This is a genomic window from Mycobacteroides chelonae, assembly GCF_016767715.1.
Classification (GTDB): Bacteria; Actinomycetota; Actinomycetes; order Mycobacteriales; family Mycobacteriaceae; genus Mycobacterium; species Mycobacterium gwanakae.
On the sequence record NZ_CP050145.1, the window covers coordinates 978335 to 994860 of the forward strand.

The 16526-nt window shown below is 60.6% G+C and carries 12 protein-coding genes and 1 pseudogene; 8 read left to right on the forward strand and 5 right to left on the reverse strand.

What is annotated here, in order from left to right; translation table 11 throughout:
- Positions 1-3: 3 nt before the first annotated feature.
- The 5 genes and pseudogenes from HBA99_RS04805 to HBA99_RS04825 form a co-directional block, all read right to left on the reverse strand.
- Entirely contained in the window at positions 4-882 is an 879-nt protein-coding gene (locus HBA99_RS04805) for an MlaE family ABC transporter permease (protein ID WP_070926137.1), read from the reverse strand.
- Positions 882-1730: pseudogene (locus HBA99_RS04810) on the reverse strand (MlaE family ABC transporter permease). Before HBA99_RS04810 ends, HBA99_RS04805 begins: the two are co-directional and overlap by 1 nt.
- A complete protein-coding gene (locus HBA99_RS04815; RefSeq protein ID WP_070951483.1) occupies positions 1727-3115 on the reverse strand; it encodes an ABC1 kinase family protein in 1389 nt (462 codons plus the stop codon). Before HBA99_RS04815 ends, HBA99_RS04810 begins: the two are co-directional and overlap by 4 nt.
- 64 nt (positions 3116-3179) lie before the next feature.
- Positions 3180-3968, reverse strand: coding sequence for a class I SAM-dependent methyltransferase (locus HBA99_RS04820; RefSeq protein WP_070926132.1), 789 nt, complete (start codon positions 3966-3968; stop codon positions 3180-3182).
- 2 nt (positions 3969-3970) lie between these two features.
- Entirely contained in the window at positions 3971-5014 is a 1044-nt protein-coding gene (locus HBA99_RS04825; RefSeq protein ID WP_070952332.1) for an alpha/beta hydrolase, read from the reverse strand.
- A gap of 582 nt (positions 5015-5596) precedes the next feature.
- Here HBA99_RS04825 and HBA99_RS04830 point away from each other — a divergent pair.
- The 8 genes from HBA99_RS04830 (at position 5597) to HBA99_RS04865 (ending at position 16518) form a co-directional block, all read left to right on the forward strand.
- On the forward strand, positions 5597-6454 hold the full coding sequence (locus HBA99_RS04830) for an SDR family NAD(P)-dependent oxidoreductase (protein ID WP_070926128.1): 858 nt from the start codon (positions 5597-5599) through the stop codon (positions 6452-6454).
- Positions 6451-7329 carry an SDR family NAD(P)-dependent oxidoreductase gene (locus tag HBA99_RS04835; protein ID WP_070926127.1) on the forward strand — a complete coding sequence of 293 codons (879 nt, stop codon included), beginning with the start codon at positions 6451-6453 and terminating at the stop codon, positions 7327-7329. Before HBA99_RS04830 ends, HBA99_RS04835 begins: the two co-directional genes overlap by 4 nt.
- Positions 7326-8882 (forward strand): flavin-containing monooxygenase, encoded by a 1557-nt coding sequence (locus tag HBA99_RS04840; protein WP_070926125.1) that lies wholly within the window; start codon positions 7326-7328, stop codon positions 8880-8882. Before HBA99_RS04835 ends, HBA99_RS04840 begins: the two co-directional genes overlap by 4 nt.
- A 34-nt stretch (positions 8883-8916) precedes the next feature.
- Positions 8917-10494, forward strand: coding sequence for a flavin-containing monooxygenase (locus tag HBA99_RS04845; protein ID WP_070951482.1), 1578 nt, complete (start codon positions 8917-8919; stop codon positions 10492-10494).
- A 107-nt stretch (positions 10495-10601) separates the two neighbouring features.
- Positions 10602-11243, forward strand: coding sequence for a TetR/AcrR family transcriptional regulator (locus HBA99_RS04850; RefSeq protein WP_081347617.1), 642 nt, complete (start codon positions 10602-10604; stop codon positions 11241-11243).
- Between the two features lie 271 nt (positions 11244-11514).
- Positions 11515-12390: a DJ-1/PfpI family protein gene (locus HBA99_RS04855; RefSeq protein ID WP_268968057.1), complete on the forward strand. Its 876-nt coding sequence runs from the start codon at positions 11515-11517 to the stop codon at positions 12388-12390.
- Positions 12391-13240: 850 nt separating this feature from the next.
- A complete protein-coding gene (locus tag HBA99_RS04860) occupies positions 13241-13705 on the forward strand; it encodes an MmpS family transport accessory protein (RefSeq protein ID WP_272936708.1) in 465 nt (154 codons plus the stop codon).
- Positions 13702-16518: an MMPL/RND family transporter gene (locus tag HBA99_RS04865; RefSeq protein ID WP_070951481.1), complete on the forward strand. Its 2817-nt coding sequence runs from the start codon at positions 13702-13704 to the stop codon at positions 16516-16518. Before HBA99_RS04860 ends, HBA99_RS04865 begins: the two co-directional genes overlap by 4 nt.
- Positions 16519-16526: the final 8 nt, after the last annotated feature.

Genomic DNA, 16526 nt, shown 5'->3' on the forward strand with positions numbered 1-16526 from the left:
GGGCTACCCGGGGAACGCAATCGGTGAGTCGATACCCCAGAACATGATCGACAGGACCATGTCAAGGGTGATGATGACGATGAAGCTGGCCCGCACCGCACGGCCGGAGGCTATGCCCACTCCTTCGGGGCCGCCGCTGGCGAAAAATCCTTGGTAGCAATGGATCAGGATGACCGCGACGATGAACACGAGCACCTTGATGGCCGCGGCGACGATATCCCAGCCGTTGAGCAGTTGGTTGAAATAATGGTTGTACACGCCACTAGATTGCCCATGCAGAATCAGCACCAGTGTGGAGGCAGAGGCATAGCTGAGTAACAGCGCCACGACGAAGCACGGCACGATGGTTACTACTCCCGCGATCAGTCGCGTGGTTACCACGAATGGGACCGACCTCAGCGCAAGAGCCTCGATCGCGTCGACTTCCTCGGAGATGCGCATCGAACCGATTTCGGCGGTCATGCGGCCACCTGCCTGGGCGGCGAAGCCCACGGCCGCCGCGATGGGCGCTAGCTCACGGGTGTTCGCGAATGCCGACACGATTCCGGTGAGGGGGCCGAGCCCCAGCATGTCCAAGGCGGCAAATGCCTGGATCGCGGTGCCCACTCCCATGGCAATACCGAGGACCATCAGTACGGGCACCGTCCCGCCGCCCACGATGAGCGACCCGCGTCCCCAGGTGAGATCGGTGATCATGGCCATGGTCTGCGAGCGGTAGCGGCGGAGTGTCAGGGGAATCGAACCGAGTGCCTGCCCGACGAAGCCGAGCACAAAGCCGAACGAATCAAGCGGCTTGAGGATTCGCCTTCCCGCGCGGAGGACCATGGTGGTGCCGCGTGGTGCGTATCGCGCCGGACCTACCGCTCGCCGCCGCTCAGCCATCAGGCGATCCTCATCGGCAGGAACATGGCTACGAGCTGGGTAAGCGCCACGTTGATCACTGCGATAGCCAGAATGGAGAGGACCACTGCCGCGTTGACCCCGTCGGCGACGCCACGTGGACCGCCCTTGACCTCGAGGCCGCGCTGGCAGGCCACGATCGCCACGATGAAACCGAATAGCGCTGCTTTGGCCAGGGAGATCCACAGGTCCGCCACCGTCGCGAAGGCGCCGAAAGATGCCCAGTAGGCGCCTGGACTCACGTTCTGTACACCCGCAGCCACGGCGTAACCGGAGAGTACCGAGGTGACGATGATCAAGATATTGAGTAGCGGTGCCACCATCAGCATGGCCAGCATGCGAGGGATGACCAGTCGATGTAAGGCGCTGATGCCCAGGGTCTCCAGGGCGTCCACTTCTTCGCGAACTGTGCGTGCGCCAAGATCGGCGGCAATGGTGGCGGTGCCGGCACCGCCCAGGAGCAGGCCGGCCGCGATCGGAGCGCCTTGCTGGATCACACCGAGGCCTCCGGCGGCACCCAGTAACGAATCGGCACCGACTTGGTGGACGATATTGCCAACTTGCACCGATACCACCACCCCGAAAGGCACAGCCATCAGGACGGCGGGAGTCGCCGTGACGGTGACGAAATACCAACTCTAGCGTATCATTTCACGCCACTGGAGCCTCCCGTACAAGACATCTACGATCGCCCCGATGATCGATTCGATGGCCATGGCCACGACCCGTCCCAAGGTGCGCAGACTCGACATGACAGTGTCGGAGAGGTTGCGGTGGACAATCTCTCTAAGCTTCTCGTCTTCGTGATCTGATGGCTCGCCGTTGCTCATGATCGGGCGGATTCTCGCCGCGTTTGCCACTCGGCGATCTCGCGGCCGACTGGGGTGACCGGGGGTTCCGCGTAGAGCCACTCGCGCGCGATGCGGTGCCAATTGTTAGTTGCGCCCAGTAACCCGAGCACGCCGAGAGTAAAGAAGTCTGCGCGACGGGAGAAGAGGTGCTCGGCGGGCAGGCGTTGACGCGTGATGTCGGCAAATCGGGCGCTGCTGCGCGGGTCGATGGCCTCGACGAGGGTACTGCTGGCCAGTTCGGAAGTCACCGTGAGTGTTTCATCTGCGAGATGCCATTCGGCGATCTGCCAGATGTACTCAAGGCATTCGGCGGGGGTGATTTTGGAATCGGTGTCGATGACGCCGCGCTCGACCAGCGCTTGATAGACACTGTCTGCGCGGCGCTCGGCGGCCGCGCAGAGCATGTACCGCTCGAATTCGACATTGGCGGGTGCCATCTGGTTGAACAGGCCGAAGTCTAGGAAGATCAGCTTGCCGTCCGCGCCCCCGAAAATATTTCCGGGATGGGGATCGCCGCAGAACTCATGGCTCAGAAACAGTGAGCCTATGTAGAACCGGTAGATCAGTTCGCCGATCTCGTTACGTTGTGTGCCAGGACGAATCGTGAGTTCGTCGAACGGGAAGCCCTGAACATAGTCGGTGACGAGGACACGCTTGGTGCTGTGTTGGAGCACGCTGTCGGGAACACCGATAAATGGATGTCCCCGGTATGCCTGCGCCATATGATGCTGTGTGCGGGCTTCCTGAAGATAATCCAATTCGCGCTCGATGTTGACAGCGATTTCGTCGATGAATCCGGGGACGCCTACCGATGGCCAAATGGTCTTGCCGAGTTTGGCGAAGAGTGCCAAGTTCCTCAGATCCGCTGTGATGGCTGTTTCGACGCCCGGGTATTGGACCTTGACGGCGACGTCACGCCCGTCGCGCAAACGTGCGCGGTAAACCTGACCGATCGACGCGGCGCCCACCGGCGTCTCGTCGAATTCACTGAACACGCTTGAGAGTCGGCCAATTTCGCTTTCGATCACCTGGCGCATCGCAGGAAAGGGGTGTGGCGGCGCATGGTCGCGGAGCGCCGCCAACTTCTCGCGGAAGCCCTCGCGATGTGATTCTGGTATGAGGTTCAAATCGATGACCGAAAGCATCTGGCCTAGTTTCATCGCGGCACCCTTCATGCCGCCGAGAACCGTGACGAGCCGGTCTGCTGCGTCGATGGTCGCGCGCTCGGACAGGATTTCTCGAGCTCTCTCGGAGCGGCCAATCATGGATAAGCGGGTGCCTGCACCCCGAACGGCTTGCTCGGCCGCGAGCTTGCCGAGCTTGCTTCCACGGATGATCCGTGAACTGCCAACTGCCTTGGCCACCGGGGCTCCCCTTTACTTGATGGTCGGCGTGTATGGGTGCTCTCTGGTAGGCGCGGAGTGAGCGTCAAACGACTGCCGGATTGGCCTTGGTCGCGATGATGAATTGCGCCAGCCCCTCGACATGTTGCGTAACACCGGTTAGGCCCGCGCCGTGGAGAAAGCCGGTGATCTCTTCGCGGCCGAACATCCTGACACCGCTTGTTTTGTACATCACCCGTCCGCGGAGGGACTGGCTCACTCCGCCCGGTGCAAGGCTGGTGAGTATCGCCAGTTTGCCGCCGGGAGCGAGGACGCGCACGAGTTCCTGGATCGCAAGGAACGGCTCGTTGATGAGATACAGCGCGGCCAGGCACGTCACCGCATCCGCCACGTTGTCAGCGAACGGCAGATGTTCAGCGTCCGCGCGTACGTACGCGACACAGGGACCCGAGTTATCCGCAACCGCGCGGCGCAGCATCTGCCGGGAGGCATCCACTCCGACCGCGAGCCCTGCAGGGAATACCTGCGCACCGAACCACCCGGTGAAATTTCCTGGGCCGCAACCGATATCGAGAATAGTGTGGCCTGGACGCAGGCCCAGCCAGTGGGCTATGCGTTGGCGGTCCTTGTCGCGCCCAGGCGCCCGGATCCCACTTGCGAGCCGGAGTCCGATGGGTCGGACTAACTGGTATCCGGTTGAGTAGAACTTTGTCCGCATGAGCCATTGCGCAATGTTATGTATCGGGGGCGCGTCGCGCCCCAGAACGTCGAAGTATCCGTCGCCGGTGGCCTCGACGCGCGCGACACGATGCTGATCGAGCAAGCTGGCGGCCCGCGCGGCCGCCGAAATCTCAGGAAGTGTCGAAGTTGACATGATCAGGCCGACGTCCTCTCTGTCCGGAGGTTGGCGGACGCCGCTAGACGGTCACCGATGAACAGCGCGATGCGATTCACGGCGTCCCGTGCGTCGGGAAGAACATCGGCCCCGACCTGGAAGACGTGGATGGCCTTCTCCCAGATTTGGAGCGTCACGGGAACTCCGGCTTCGGCGCAGCGCTGCGCCAGCCGCTCCGCGTCGGAGCGGAGCACCTCGGTGGATGACACCTGAATGAGAGTGGGCGGCAGACCGGCGAAATGGTGGTTGACGGGAGACCACGCCGGATCGAGTCGGCCGTCCACCTCGATACCTAACTTGACGGCCAATTGGTAAGCCCGTGCCGGCAAAGCGGCGTCGGTCCGATCGTTGGGATGGGCCAATCGGGCTGTCGAGTCGAAGTCGCCCCACGGTGCTATCGACACGATTCCTGCAGGCATGGGCAAGCCGCGCTCACGTGCCGCGAGTGCGACAGAGAAGGTCAACCCGCCGCCAGCCGAGTCGCCGGCGAGGACGATGCGCTCGGCCGGAAATCCGTTGTCCAACAGGTATTCGTATGCCTCTAGGCAGTCGGACAGAGAATCAACGACGTGGGCCTTGGGCAGTTGGCGATAGTCGACGTTGAGCACGGGCAGTCCGGTGTCTCGCGCAATGCGCGCGACCAACCGGCGGTGAGTATTGAGCCCGCACGATACGAATCCTCCGCCATGAAAATAGAGGATGGCCGCATCGCGTACGTGGTCTGGACTCTCGATGGTGTTGTCCCACACCCATTCGGCACGGAATGCGGGAAACGTGACAGGTGCGGTCCGTGTTCCACGGTGGGGTCGTAGCACCGCGCTCATGGGGTCAAAGATTGCCGTGATGGCGAACATCTGGTTGCGCGTCAGCAGGCGGTGGTCGGCGATCCACGGTGCGAGGAGGAAGAACTTGCGCACTGTCGCGTGGAATACACGATGAGCGATGCGCATCCGCACGCTGGCCCGACGCGGCATCTCCGCGTCCACCGTTGGGTAGCTGTGAGGAATCCTGTTGGGAATGGTCATCTCGTTCCTTTCGTGGTCGGCCTGTCCCCGCAGGGGCATGCGTAGTGCGTGCACGCGCTACCCGCTCATCCGGACGCGGCAGTGCGCTGTGTCCCAACGGTGTCGGTGTACGGAAATAGACGTGCTCAACCCTCATGGAGTCTCCATGTCACTGCCTCGTCTCATGGTGGTCGCAATCACATCGCGATCAGGATAGTAGCTATATTTGAATATCCACACAATACAGTCTATAAAAGCGCAGCTAAAAGGCCTATAACCCCAGCGTGAGGTCTGTAGCTTGCGCGGCTCTGCACTGCGGCATGGCGGTGCCGATGGCGCGAAAAGTTCCTGTCCGCATGAGGGCCGGACCGTGCCCGATCCAGGGCGCTCTCGAGTCGGGGCGTGGGGGAATCCCGTGTGGGCGCAGACCTCTGGAGCTGCGAACGCCGCCTGCCTGTCTCGCGGAAACTCCTCGAATGGGATTGCCTTACTATCCAAATAGTCATATTCTTCACTCGGATTGATAGCGAGCATTCGACAAAGGAGTCAGCAGATGGCGGATCGGCGGCGACGATTTGGGTCTTCAGGAGCGGAGTTAGCGTCATGACGCTGGTGGTGGTGACGGGGGCTGGCAGTGGAATCGGGCGCGCAACGGCGCAGCGCTTCGCGCGCAAGGGCGCGGTCGTCATCGTCTCGGATATCAACGAGACGACCGGAAACGAATCGGTGGATCTGATCCGGTCGAAGGGTGGAAACGCTGTGTTCCGCCGCCTGGACGTCGCCGATGTGGAGGATTGGGAGGCGTTCACCGGGTGGGTGGTTGCTGAATTCGGTGTCCCCGATGTGGTGGTCAACAATGCCGGAATTCTGATTGGGGGGGGATTCCTGGAGCAAACCGGTGACGACTGGCGCCGGATGATTCAAATCAACATGATGAGTCCACTTATCGGGTCGCGGCTGTTCGTCGAGAAGATGGTCCGTGCGGGTACCCGCGGCCACATCGTGAACGTCGCGTCAATGGGTGCCTTCCTGCCCACGGCGGTAGGGCCGTCATACGTGACAGCCAAGGCGGGGGTCTGGCTTGGCACACAGGCGCTGCGTTCCGAGTTCGGGCCGCAGGGAATCGGCGTGAGCGCGATTTGTCCGGGACTGATCCGTACGCGGCTTGCGGCCAATGGCACTCGTGGTGGCGTCAGCTCCGACGATAGCGCGGCGTGGGCTGCCAAACTTGCTGCAGGACATCGCTTTATGGGACGCTCGCCGAAACGTGTGGCGGCAGCTGTGGAGCGAGCAGTGCGCTTCAATCTGGCCACCGTTCCCGTCGGCTTGGAAGCGTGGCTCGGGTGGTACCTGTACAGACTTTCGCCTGCCGCGATGCGTGGTATCAGTTCGGCGGTCAGCATGTCTTTGGCAGACAAAGCGGTAGGCCTATCGGGCAAGGTTTTCGGAGGTGTGAAATGAGGACCGTCATCATCACCGGCTCAGCGGCCGGAATTGGCAAGGAAACGGCGAAGCTCTTTGCCCGCAAGGGCGACCGAGTGATCATCGCCGATATTGATCGCGCGGGCGCTGAGGCCGCAGCCGCAGAGATCAAAGCCCATCACGGTCACGCGGTGCCCTATGCACTCGACGTCAGCAGCGAGCAGCAGTGGGTCGACTTCGCGCAATGGGTAGGCACCGAGTTCGGGTCGGCCGATGTGCTGGTGAACAACGCCGGCGTGATGGACATCGGGGGATTTGTCGAGACCAGTGCCGCCCAATGGCAACGCACAGTCGATATCGACCTGATGAGCGTGGTGTACGGATCAAAGGTCTTCGGCCAACAGATGATCGACGCAGGCGTACGCGGACATATCGTGAACATTTCGTCCGGCGCCGCATTCCTACCGTCGAAGCTGATCAGTGCATACGGCGTCGCGAAGGCTGCCGTGCTGATGGCCACACAGTGCCTACGGATCGAACTGCGGCCGCACGGTATCGGTGTCACCGCCATCTGCCCAGGTGCTATCCGGACGAATCTGCTGGCACACGGGCAGCGCCACGGACTCGTCGACAAGGACCCAGAATTGTGGCGCGAAGACATGTTGGCCGTGCAAACCGGACTGGCATATGCCGGGCCCGACAAGGTTGCGCGCGTCATTGAGCGGTCGGTCCGCCGTAACTGGGCGATTGTTCCAGTGAACCCCGAGGCTTGGTTCATCTACGGACTGATGCGATTCTCGCCGGGGCTCGTGCGCTGGGGTGCATCGGTCATTTCCTTCGACCTGCTGGAAAGACTCCTCGAACGGCTCAGGCCGTTGATTAACCGGCTTGCGCAACGAAAGGTAGGGGCATGAACACAACGATCGACCACGAGGTGGTGATCATCGGGGCGGGCTTTGGCGGAATTGGTTCTGGGGTACAGCTGACCAAGGCGGGCATCGACGACTTTCTGATCATCGACAAGAACGACGGCATCGGGGGCACCTGGCATGCCAACACCTATCCCGGTGTCGCGGTAGATATTCCGTCCATCTACTACAGCTTCTCCTACGAGCCCCCAAAGAAGTGGACCCGGATGTTCGCGCCCGGTGCTGAGGTCAAGCAATACGCCGAGCAGGTAGTGGATTCGTACGGGCTGCGATCACGAATCCGCTTGAACACGGCGGTGGTCGGGGCTGACTGGGACGAGGAACAGAATGTTTGGCGTATCGAACTAGACTCCGGAGAAAACCTGGTTGCGCGGTTCGTCATCGGTGCCGTCGGTGCGCTGGAGGTGCCGAATCTCCCGGATGTCCCTGGCGTCGGCACATTTTCGGGAAAGACCGTGCATACCGCCAGTTGGGACCACGAGTACGACTATCGTGGTAAGCGCATCGCGGTGATTGGCACCGGAGCCACCGCGCTGCAACTTATTCCGGAGTTAGCCGCTGTGGCCAGTCATCTCACGGTATTTCAGCGCACACCTATTTGGGTCGCCCCCAAACCCGATTTTCCGATACCGAGTCCGGTCAGTGCTCTGTTGCTCAAATTTCCGATTCTCCGGCGCGGGATCCGTGCCGTTGTGACCCTCGCGATCGACATTGGTCTGACCGGCATCGGAGTGTTCCACGAAAAGGTGCCGTTTCTCGTCAACTCCCTCAAACGTGGAGGCGCGGCCGGTTACCGGATGTGGCTGCGCGACAACCCCGAGCTCGCCGAAGAACTCACACCAACGTATGCGCCGGGCTGTAAGCGCCCGTCTGTCTCCAATAGGTATCTCAAGACGTTCACGCGTCCCAACGTGAGCTTGGTGACCAAGCCCATCAAGGAGATCACTGAGCACGCAGTGGTTACCGAGGACAGTGTGTTACACGACATCGACGTCTTGGTGTGCGCCACCGGATTCAAGGTCATGGCGAAGGGCTACACACCGCCGTTTCCTCTGCGGGGAGTGGGAGGCCTGGATATCAGCGACTTCTTCCATGAGAATCGCTACCAGGCCTATCAAGGTGTGTCGGTGCCCAGTTTCCCCAACGCCTTCCTTATCACCGGCCCTTATGGGTTTGCGGCCGGCTCGTATCTCGCCATGATTGAGTGCACCAGCCGCCATGCGGCGCGGGCTATTGCCGAGACGCGGCGCCGGAACGCCACACGGGTGGAGATCAAGCGTGAAGCGCACGATGCCTACTACGAAAAGAGTAGGCGGCGTGCCGCAAAGACCATGTGGCTATCTCCGGCGTGCGAGGGATCCAACACCTACTACGTCAACTATCAGGGAGACGCTGCCGCCATCCGCCCTAGCACGCATTTCGAAATGTGGTGGGGCAATAAGCATTTCCCGTTTGGTCACTACACGTACACACGGTTGCCTTCGGGTGGCTCGTCGCCCAAAGAGATTGCCAGTGAAGCCGTCACCGTCGGTGAGTAGGCCCCGGCTGAATATTGTAGAAGGAGGGGTGTGTATGGCAGGGAATGGCCTGGGGCCGGATTACCAGGTGGCCATCATCGGTGCGGGCCCGGCGGGGATAGCTGCCGCCGCCAAGCTGCGCCGCGCCGGCATCGATGACTTTGTGATCATCGAACGCGCCGACGACGTGGGAGGCAGCTGGCACGAGAACCACTATCCGGGACTCGGGGTTGATATCCCCGGCGTGACCTATCAGTACTCCTTCGCGCGAAACCCTAAATGGAGCAGGTTCTTTCCGCTGGGAGCTGAAGTCAAGCGCTATCACGTCGAGGTGGCGGCCCGATTCGGACTGTACGAGCGCACCCGCTTTAACTGCACAGTGGAACGCGAAGTGTGGGACGACAGTGAACGGTTCTGGCGGCTCCACATGCAAGATGGCTCTGCTGTGACGGCGCGATTCGTTATCAGCGCGGTCGGTGCCTTCGTACGCCCCAAAGATGACGTTGGCATTCCCGGGGCAAAGTCATTCAAGGGCAAGGTTCAACGCCCGAGTTGCTGGGATGACGACTACGACATGTCCGGCAAAACGGTCGCCATCATCGGCACTGGTGCGAGCGCTGTTCAGATCGTCCCGGCCATCGCACCGGAGGTCAGCCACCTCACGGTATTCCAGCGAACGCCGGTGTGGACGGTTCCCAAGCCCGACTTTGAAGTACCGCGTCTGGTGCAAATGCTGTTGGCGGCACCCGGAGTTGTTCCCGCGTTGCACGGCGCGATACTCGTGGTGGCTGATCTTGTGCTGCGGACGGTCTGCGCGATGCCGTCACAGCCGATGCATCTCATCGCCGATCATTTTGACACATGGTTGATTTCGGCGTACCGGCGTTACATCCGCATGGTGGTCGAGGATCCGGGGACAGCTGACAAGCTGACCCCCAATTTCGGAGTGCTGGCCAAACGTCCGACGACCTCCAATAGCTATCTACGGGCCTATAACCGCAACAACGTGACCCTGGTTACCGAGCCCATCGAGAAAATCACCGCGACCGGGGTCCGAACCCGAGACGGAGTGCTGCATAAGGTCGACGTGCTCATCCTTGCGACGGGTTATGAGGTGTTCTCGGATCCCGAGACTTACCGTGCGGGAACGATCGTCGGACGTGACGGTTTCGACCTGGCGACTTTTTATCAGGAAGAGGGTCTGCAGGCCTACCAGAGCGTCTCGGTGCACGGCCTGCCGAATCGGTGGACGCTGGTGGGGCCGTACTCGTGGACCGGGTCCGGCTGGCATGCCTTTGTGGAGATGACGGCCGATCACGCCGTCCGTGCCATCACGGAGGCTCGGCGGCGACGTGCGACGGTATGCGAGATCCGGAAAGACGTAGCCGAGCGCTACCACCGCGATATTTATGCCCGCGGCGAGGTGATGCGGTACTACTTGGCAGAACTCAATGGCCACGTTCCGACGTATTACCGCAATTCCCAGGGAGATTCGACATACATTCGTCCTTCCGGCTTTTTTGAGGCCAGCCGTGGCAATCGCAGGTTCCCGCTGGATGATTATTGTTATCAGCTGGTGGTCGATGCCCCCGTCCAGGCCCCGTTGACTATTGTTCAGCAGCGAAGTGGCTAAGGTGACGACAAAGATGAGATCGCTGGGTTATTTGAATGGCGATAGCATGCGCTTGAGCTGTGGGGAAAACCGCAGCCGGGCTTGAGTGCAAATGACGGAGGATCAAGGTGGCCGCGAGGAAGGTACTGACCCGGGCGGAGAGCCAGGCGCAGACCCGTCAGGAACTGCTCGATGCGGCCGCACGGATGTTTCTCGAGGGCGGGTATCACGCCACGTCCATCGCCGCCATCGCCGCCGAAGCTGGCCGGACGATTGGTGCGGTATACAGCAATTTTGAGAGCAAAGAAGTGCTTTGCCTTGAGGTCCTCAAGAGTCGCTATGCAGCGGAGGCGACCTCGCTGATGGCGGCGCTTGTCGCCACCGACGGGAGCCTCGAGGAACGGCTCGCCGCGATCTCCACGTGGTGGTCCATACTGTCGGGCGACTTCCCGCTGTCGGTTCTTGCTGCGGAGTACACCGTCAGTACGCTCCGGAATCCGGATCAGCGCCAGGCCAACATGGAGGCCGTTGACCGGTTCTTGGAGTGGGGCCGGGTACTAATGGAGGAGCAGCCCGAGGGCGAATCGGTGTCAGACACTGACCTCGACGATGCGGTTCTCACAGCCTGCGCCATGGGGATCGGGCTGGCGGCGGGGCAAGCCATGGGAATGTTGGACGCGGAGCGCTCGGCGGCCCTGCTGGTGTCAACCGTTCGGCTGTACCTCAACGCTCAGCCCAACAGCAGCGGTCCTGAGTTATCGATCACATAGGCGAGTGGAGCATCGCTGGCTGCGAGATGGCCAGCGCGGTGCTACCGGGCAGGCGGCCGACGAGCAGCGTCCGGCGATAGCTAACCGTACGGCGCATACGACTGCCAGCCCGCTGGTCGTTTGAATCGCCGAATGCCGTAAGCGGTGGGATGACTGCCTGATTCGCCAGAAGTAACCCTAGTTCTCGCGACTGGCCTCATTTGAATAATGATGCGATCCTAATATCTATGATGTCTGAAAATCGGGCCCCATTGGTGTTGGTGGCGAACGCATGACCATGGACAACTTCACCCGGGATGGGAAGGAGGATGGCTTTGCCGATTTGGCGGCTGAGGTTGAGGTGCACCCTGCCGTCAACGCTGGGCCGGGTTCGGACAACAGCGCGAACAAACGCAAGCAAATCGCCATTGTTGTCTACCCGGGAATGACTGCACTCGATGTGGTTGGCCCCTTTGAGCTGTTACGTACCCTCCCGGATAGTGAGGTCCGATTCGTATGGCACCAACCAGGTCCTGTGATGACCGATAGCCGGACGTTGATTCTGGGCGCGACCCACTCCTTCGATGAGACACCACGTCCCGATATCGTTCTGGTCGGCGGATCTCTACTGGCGACCATGCGAACCTCTATCGATGAGCAGCTTTTGGAATGGCTACGTCGCGTTCACCCGACAACAATGTGGACAGTTTCGGTGTGCAGCGGATCAGTCATCCTGGCAGCCGCCGGGCTGTTGGCCGGTCGCCGCGCCACTAGCCACTGGGCTGCCCTGCCTATGTTGAAAGCCTATGGGGCAAGGCCAGACAAAGACCAGCGGATGGTGGTCGACGGAAAGATTGTCACTGGTGCGGGAGTTTCGGCCGGCCTCGACTTGGGTCTGTGGCTGCTCAATGAAGTGGAAGGGCAGAGGCATGCCGAGGCGGCGCAGCTGGTCATAGAATACGATCCCCAGCCCCTCTTTGACAGCGGCCATCTGAGCAAAGCCAGCGCACGTACCAAGGCCGATGCGGTGGTCTTGGGCAATCAATTGTTCAGTGGCCGTGATCGATTCGGTGAGGCGATAGCCGTTGGCAAGGCAGTCTGGACGACCGCCCTCGATCGGGTTCGCGGCCGGACCCGGAGAAGAACCAGAATATCTACACCCCGCTGAACACGGCGTTGGCGACGTAGTGTGCAAGCACTCGTGCACGACGGCGCCCTCAGCATGCAGCGTTGGCGGCTGCGCGGGTCGACCGGATTAGATGTAAGCGCATAGTGCGCGTTATATCCATACCGTGAACCCGCCTATTTTTCGGTACCCGTCCGTTCGATCTATCGAAAGTACCGCGTCGAGGTTGCGGTTTGAGTGGTTGCTGTGTGCAAGGGGTGCGCACAATCACACTGACCTGCGTCGCGCGTGGTAGGCCCGAATTACCCGGTGTCGATTCAATATGCGCAGTCTCCCGTCGAGACTTTCGTCGATGATGATCGCCGCCCGGCGAGTGCCTGCAGTTTGAATAGATTCCCGCAGCCCTGACGGCCTTGAACTGTTTTTTAAGCCGATGGGCGCACGAGAAGGCAGCTGTCTTGAGCGTGGCGGGTGAGACGAATCGGCTGCAGACAAGGGTGTGGGAGCAATGTCATGACGACGTCGTGTAGCTACCGCGTGTTGTCGCCGCCACGCCACGCGAATTGGCGCATCCGGTGTGAGATCAATATTTGCCAAAGGGCCTGCTCATGTATCTGCGCCACCGGACCAGTTGCAACGCACGGTATGTGTGTTGCGTCTCCAATTGTCAGGACGTATGGTAAATAACGCACATGCTCTGCGTTATTTACCGGGGGCTTGGCGCTGCGCGCCCAGAGGAGAGGGTCCGGATCATCAACGCACGAAGTAGGGAACGGGCGCCCTGGAAAATCGGGGCCCGCAGCCGTGAGATGGAAGTCGAGGCATCACGACGCACTCGCCTGGATCGACCGCATCAGTGCCGGGGCATAGGTGCGCCGGGTCATTCGATGTTATGGGTGGCGCAGCCGTGATGGACAAGGGCGCGGGCTTGGTGCTCAAGCGGACGTGGATTCCGCTCCTCATCGTGGTCGTCCTGGTGCTCGGTGGATTGGTGGTCTGTCGGGTACGTGGTTTCTTCGGCTCTAACACCGAAATTACCCGGCCGGGCGCTGGCCTAGCCGATGACGCGGAGCCGTTCAACCCCAAGACCGTTACCTACGAGGTTTTCGGAAAGGAAGGCGCCGTGGCGACCATCAACTATCTGGATCTTCAGGCCAACCCTCAGATTGTGCGTGACGTGCCGCTGCCCTGGTCGGTCAAGCTCACGACCAAAGCGCCGTCGGCTAGCGCCACGGTGGTCGCGCAGGGTGATGGGGATAGCATCAGCTGCCGCGTCATTGTCAATGACGAGATCAAGGCCGAGAACACGTCCGATGGCGTCAGTGCCCAGACCTTCTGCCTGGTGAAGTCCGCATGAGTCGTAACCGCCATGTCGGCGAGCGTCCAGTGGTTGCCCGATTCCTGCGTTTGTTCCGCGTCCCGGTCTTGCTGGGCTGGCTGGCGTTGACCGCCTTCGTGAACGTCGTCGTGCCCCAGCTGGAAGTGGTCGGCGAAATGCATTCGGTCTCCCTTACTCCTGATGATGCGCCGTCGCTTCAGGCTATGAAGCTGATAGGCAAGGTCTTCCAGGAGTTCGAGTCCAACAGCTCGGCGATGATTGTGCTGGAGGGCGAGACACCGCTTGGCAGCGAGGCCCACAAGTACTACGCCGGTCTGATCAAGAAACTCGAATCAGACACTGAGCATGTCCAGCACGTCCAAGATTTCTGGGGTGACCCGTTGACTGCCGCTGGCGTTCAGAGCGCGGACGGCAAGGCTGCTTACGCGCAGCTTTACCTTGCAGGCAATCAGGGCGAGGCGTTGGCCAATGAATCCGCGCAGGCGGTTAAGAACGCGGTGGCCGCCGCGTCACCGCCGCCGGGTCTAAAGGTCTATGTCACCGGACAAGCAGCGCTACTCTCCGATCAGCAGCACGCTGGCGATAAGAGTCTGCAGCTGGTCACCGCGATGACCATCGGCGTCATCGTGCTGATGTTGCTCCTCGTCTATCGCTCAATCGTCACGATGGTCGCTACGGTCCTGTTGGTCTTGCTCGAATTGGCTGCGGCGAGGGGTGTCGTGGCGTTTCTTGGCTACTACGGGCTAATTGGGCTCTCGACCTTCGCGGTCAATTTGCTCACGCTGCTCGCGATCGCGGCAGGCACCGACTATGTAATCTTCCTCCTCGGCCGCTATCACGAAGCGCGTCAATGCGGACAAGACCGTGAGAACGCCTTCTACACCATGTATCGAGGCACTGCCCACGTGATCCTTGGCTCAGGCACGACGGTTGCGGGCGCGACCCTGTGTCTCAGTTTCACCCGATTGCCCTATTTCCAGAGTCTCGGCGTGCCCCTAGCTGTGGGGATGCTTTCGGTGACTGTGGCCGCACTCACCTTGGCTCCGGCAGTGATCTCGCTGGCGAGCCGGTTCGGCCTCTTGGACCCCAAACGCGCGTTGCGCACCCGCAGTTGGCGCCGGATTGGCACCGCCATTGTCCGCTGGCCAGGCCCAATCCTGGCGGTGTCTCTCGCGGCGGCCTTGATTGGTTTGCTGGCACTGCCGTCTTACAAGACTAGTTATGACGACCGCAGATACATGCCAGCGGATATGGAAGCCAACGAGGGCTACATTGCTCTCGAGCGCCACATGTCCTCAGCTCGCCTGAACCCAGAATTATTGATGATCCAGGCCGATCGCGATCTGCGTAATTCTACGGACATGCTCATCATCGAACGGATCGCAAAGGCTGTCTTCCATATGCCGGGCATCGCCCGCGTACAGACCATCACCCGGCCGATGGGCACCCCGATCGAACACACCTCCATCCCGTACCAGCTCAGTAGCCAGGGCGGCAGCCAACTGACCCGCTCCTACTCGCAGGACCGCACGGCAGATCTTCTGGGGCAGGCCGACAGCATCTCCAAGAGCATCGACCGACTGCGACGACAAATGGCGCTACAACAGCAAAGCGCAGCCAATCAAGCCGAGCAGAGCAAGGCTTACGCTAATCTCGTTCCGATCATCGCTGATCTGCGTGACAAGATCGCCAACATCGACGATGTCCTGCGGCCGATACGCAACTACTTCTACTGGGAACCGCACTGCTTCGACATCCCCTTTTGCTCCGCGCTTCGAGGACTATTCGATGCCATCGACAGTATCGACGAGCTCTCCGATCAATTCGGAAACATCACGGCCAGCCTTAACAAACTTGATACCGTACAACGCCAACTCGACGCATTACTTCCCCCGCAAATTCCTAGCCAGGAAGCCGATCTCAAGCGGGCGCTGACCAACTACGCAACCCAGAAGGGCCAACAGGATCTACAGAACGCGCAACAGGAGAACTCGAATGCAATGGGTCTAGCATTCGACCAATCCAAGAACGACGATTCGTTCTACCTACCACCAGAGGTATTCGACAATCCCGAATTCAAACGAGGCCTCAAACAATTCGTCTCACCCGATGGCAAATCTGTACGATTCATCATCTCCCATCAAGGAGACCCCGCGACGCCGGAGGGCATCTCACGCATCCCTCAGATAAAAAATGCGGCCTTCGAGGCCATCAAGGGAACACCCCTGGAAACCTCAAAGATCTACCTGGGGGGCACCGCAGCAACCTATAAAGATATGCAAGAGGGCTCGAACTACGATCTCGTGATCGCCGCCGTTTCGGCGCTATGCTTGATCTTCATCGTCATGCTCATCATCACGCGGGCACCCATGGCCGCCTTGGTGATCGTAGGCACGGTACTGCTGTCGCTCGCCGCCTCATTCGGACTCTCGGTCCTGCTATGGCAACACATCATCGGGCTCGAACTGCACTGGATGATCCTCGGAATGTCGGTGATCATCCTGCTAGCTGTGGGATCTGACTACAACCTGCTTCTGGTGTCCCGCTTCCTAGAGGAACGCTCCGCTGGCGCAAAAACCGGAATCATACGGTCGATGGCCGGTACCGGCAGTGTCGTGACCTCCGCAGGACTGGTGTTCGCCTTCACTATGATGTCGTTCGCAATAGGCGACCTGCGGGTCATGGCTCAGGTCGGGACTACCATCGGCCTCGGATTGCTCTTCGACACATTGGTCGTGCGCTCATTCATGACGCCGGCCATCGCCGCGCTTATGAAACGCTGGTTCTGGTGGCCTCAGAACGTTCGTATTCGGTCCGCATCGCCGCAGTGACGTAGGAG

Bases quoted from the DNA above. Each gene is read 5' to 3' on its own strand.
- HBA99_RS04805 (WP_070926137.1), bottom strand. From the start codon at position 882: ATGGCTGAGCGGCGGCGAGCGGTAGGTCCGGCGCGATACGCACCACGC.
- HBA99_RS04820 (WP_070926132.1), bottom strand. From the start codon at position 3,968: ATGTCAACTTCGACACTTCCTGAGATTTCGGCGGCCGCGCGGGCCGCC.
- HBA99_RS04825 (WP_070952332.1), bottom strand. From the start codon at position 5,014: ATGACCATTCCCAACAGGATTCCTCACAGCTACCCAACGGTGGACGCG.
- HBA99_RS04830 (WP_070926128.1), top strand. From the start codon at position 5,597: ATGACGCTGGTGGTGGTGACGGGGGCTGGCAGTGGAATCGGGCGCGCA.
- HBA99_RS04835 (WP_070926127.1), top strand. From the start codon at position 6,451: ATGAGGACCGTCATCATCACCGGCTCAGCGGCCGGAATTGGCAAGGAA.
- HBA99_RS04840 (WP_070926125.1), top strand. From the start codon at position 7,326: ATGAACACAACGATCGACCACGAGGTGGTGATCATCGGGGCGGGCTTT.
- HBA99_RS04845 (WP_070951482.1), top strand. From the start codon at position 8,917: ATGGCAGGGAATGGCCTGGGGCCGGATTACCAGGTGGCCATCATCGGT.
- HBA99_RS04855 (WP_268968057.1), top strand. From the start codon at position 11,515: ATGACCATGGACAACTTCACCCGGGATGGGAAGGAGGATGGCTTTGCC.
- HBA99_RS04860 (WP_272936708.1), top strand. From the start codon at position 13,241: ATGGGTGGCGCAGCCGTGATGGACAAGGGCGCGGGCTTGGTGCTCAAG.
- HBA99_RS04865 (WP_070951481.1), top strand. From the start codon at position 13,702: ATGAGTCGTAACCGCCATGTCGGCGAGCGTCCAGTGGTTGCCCGATTC.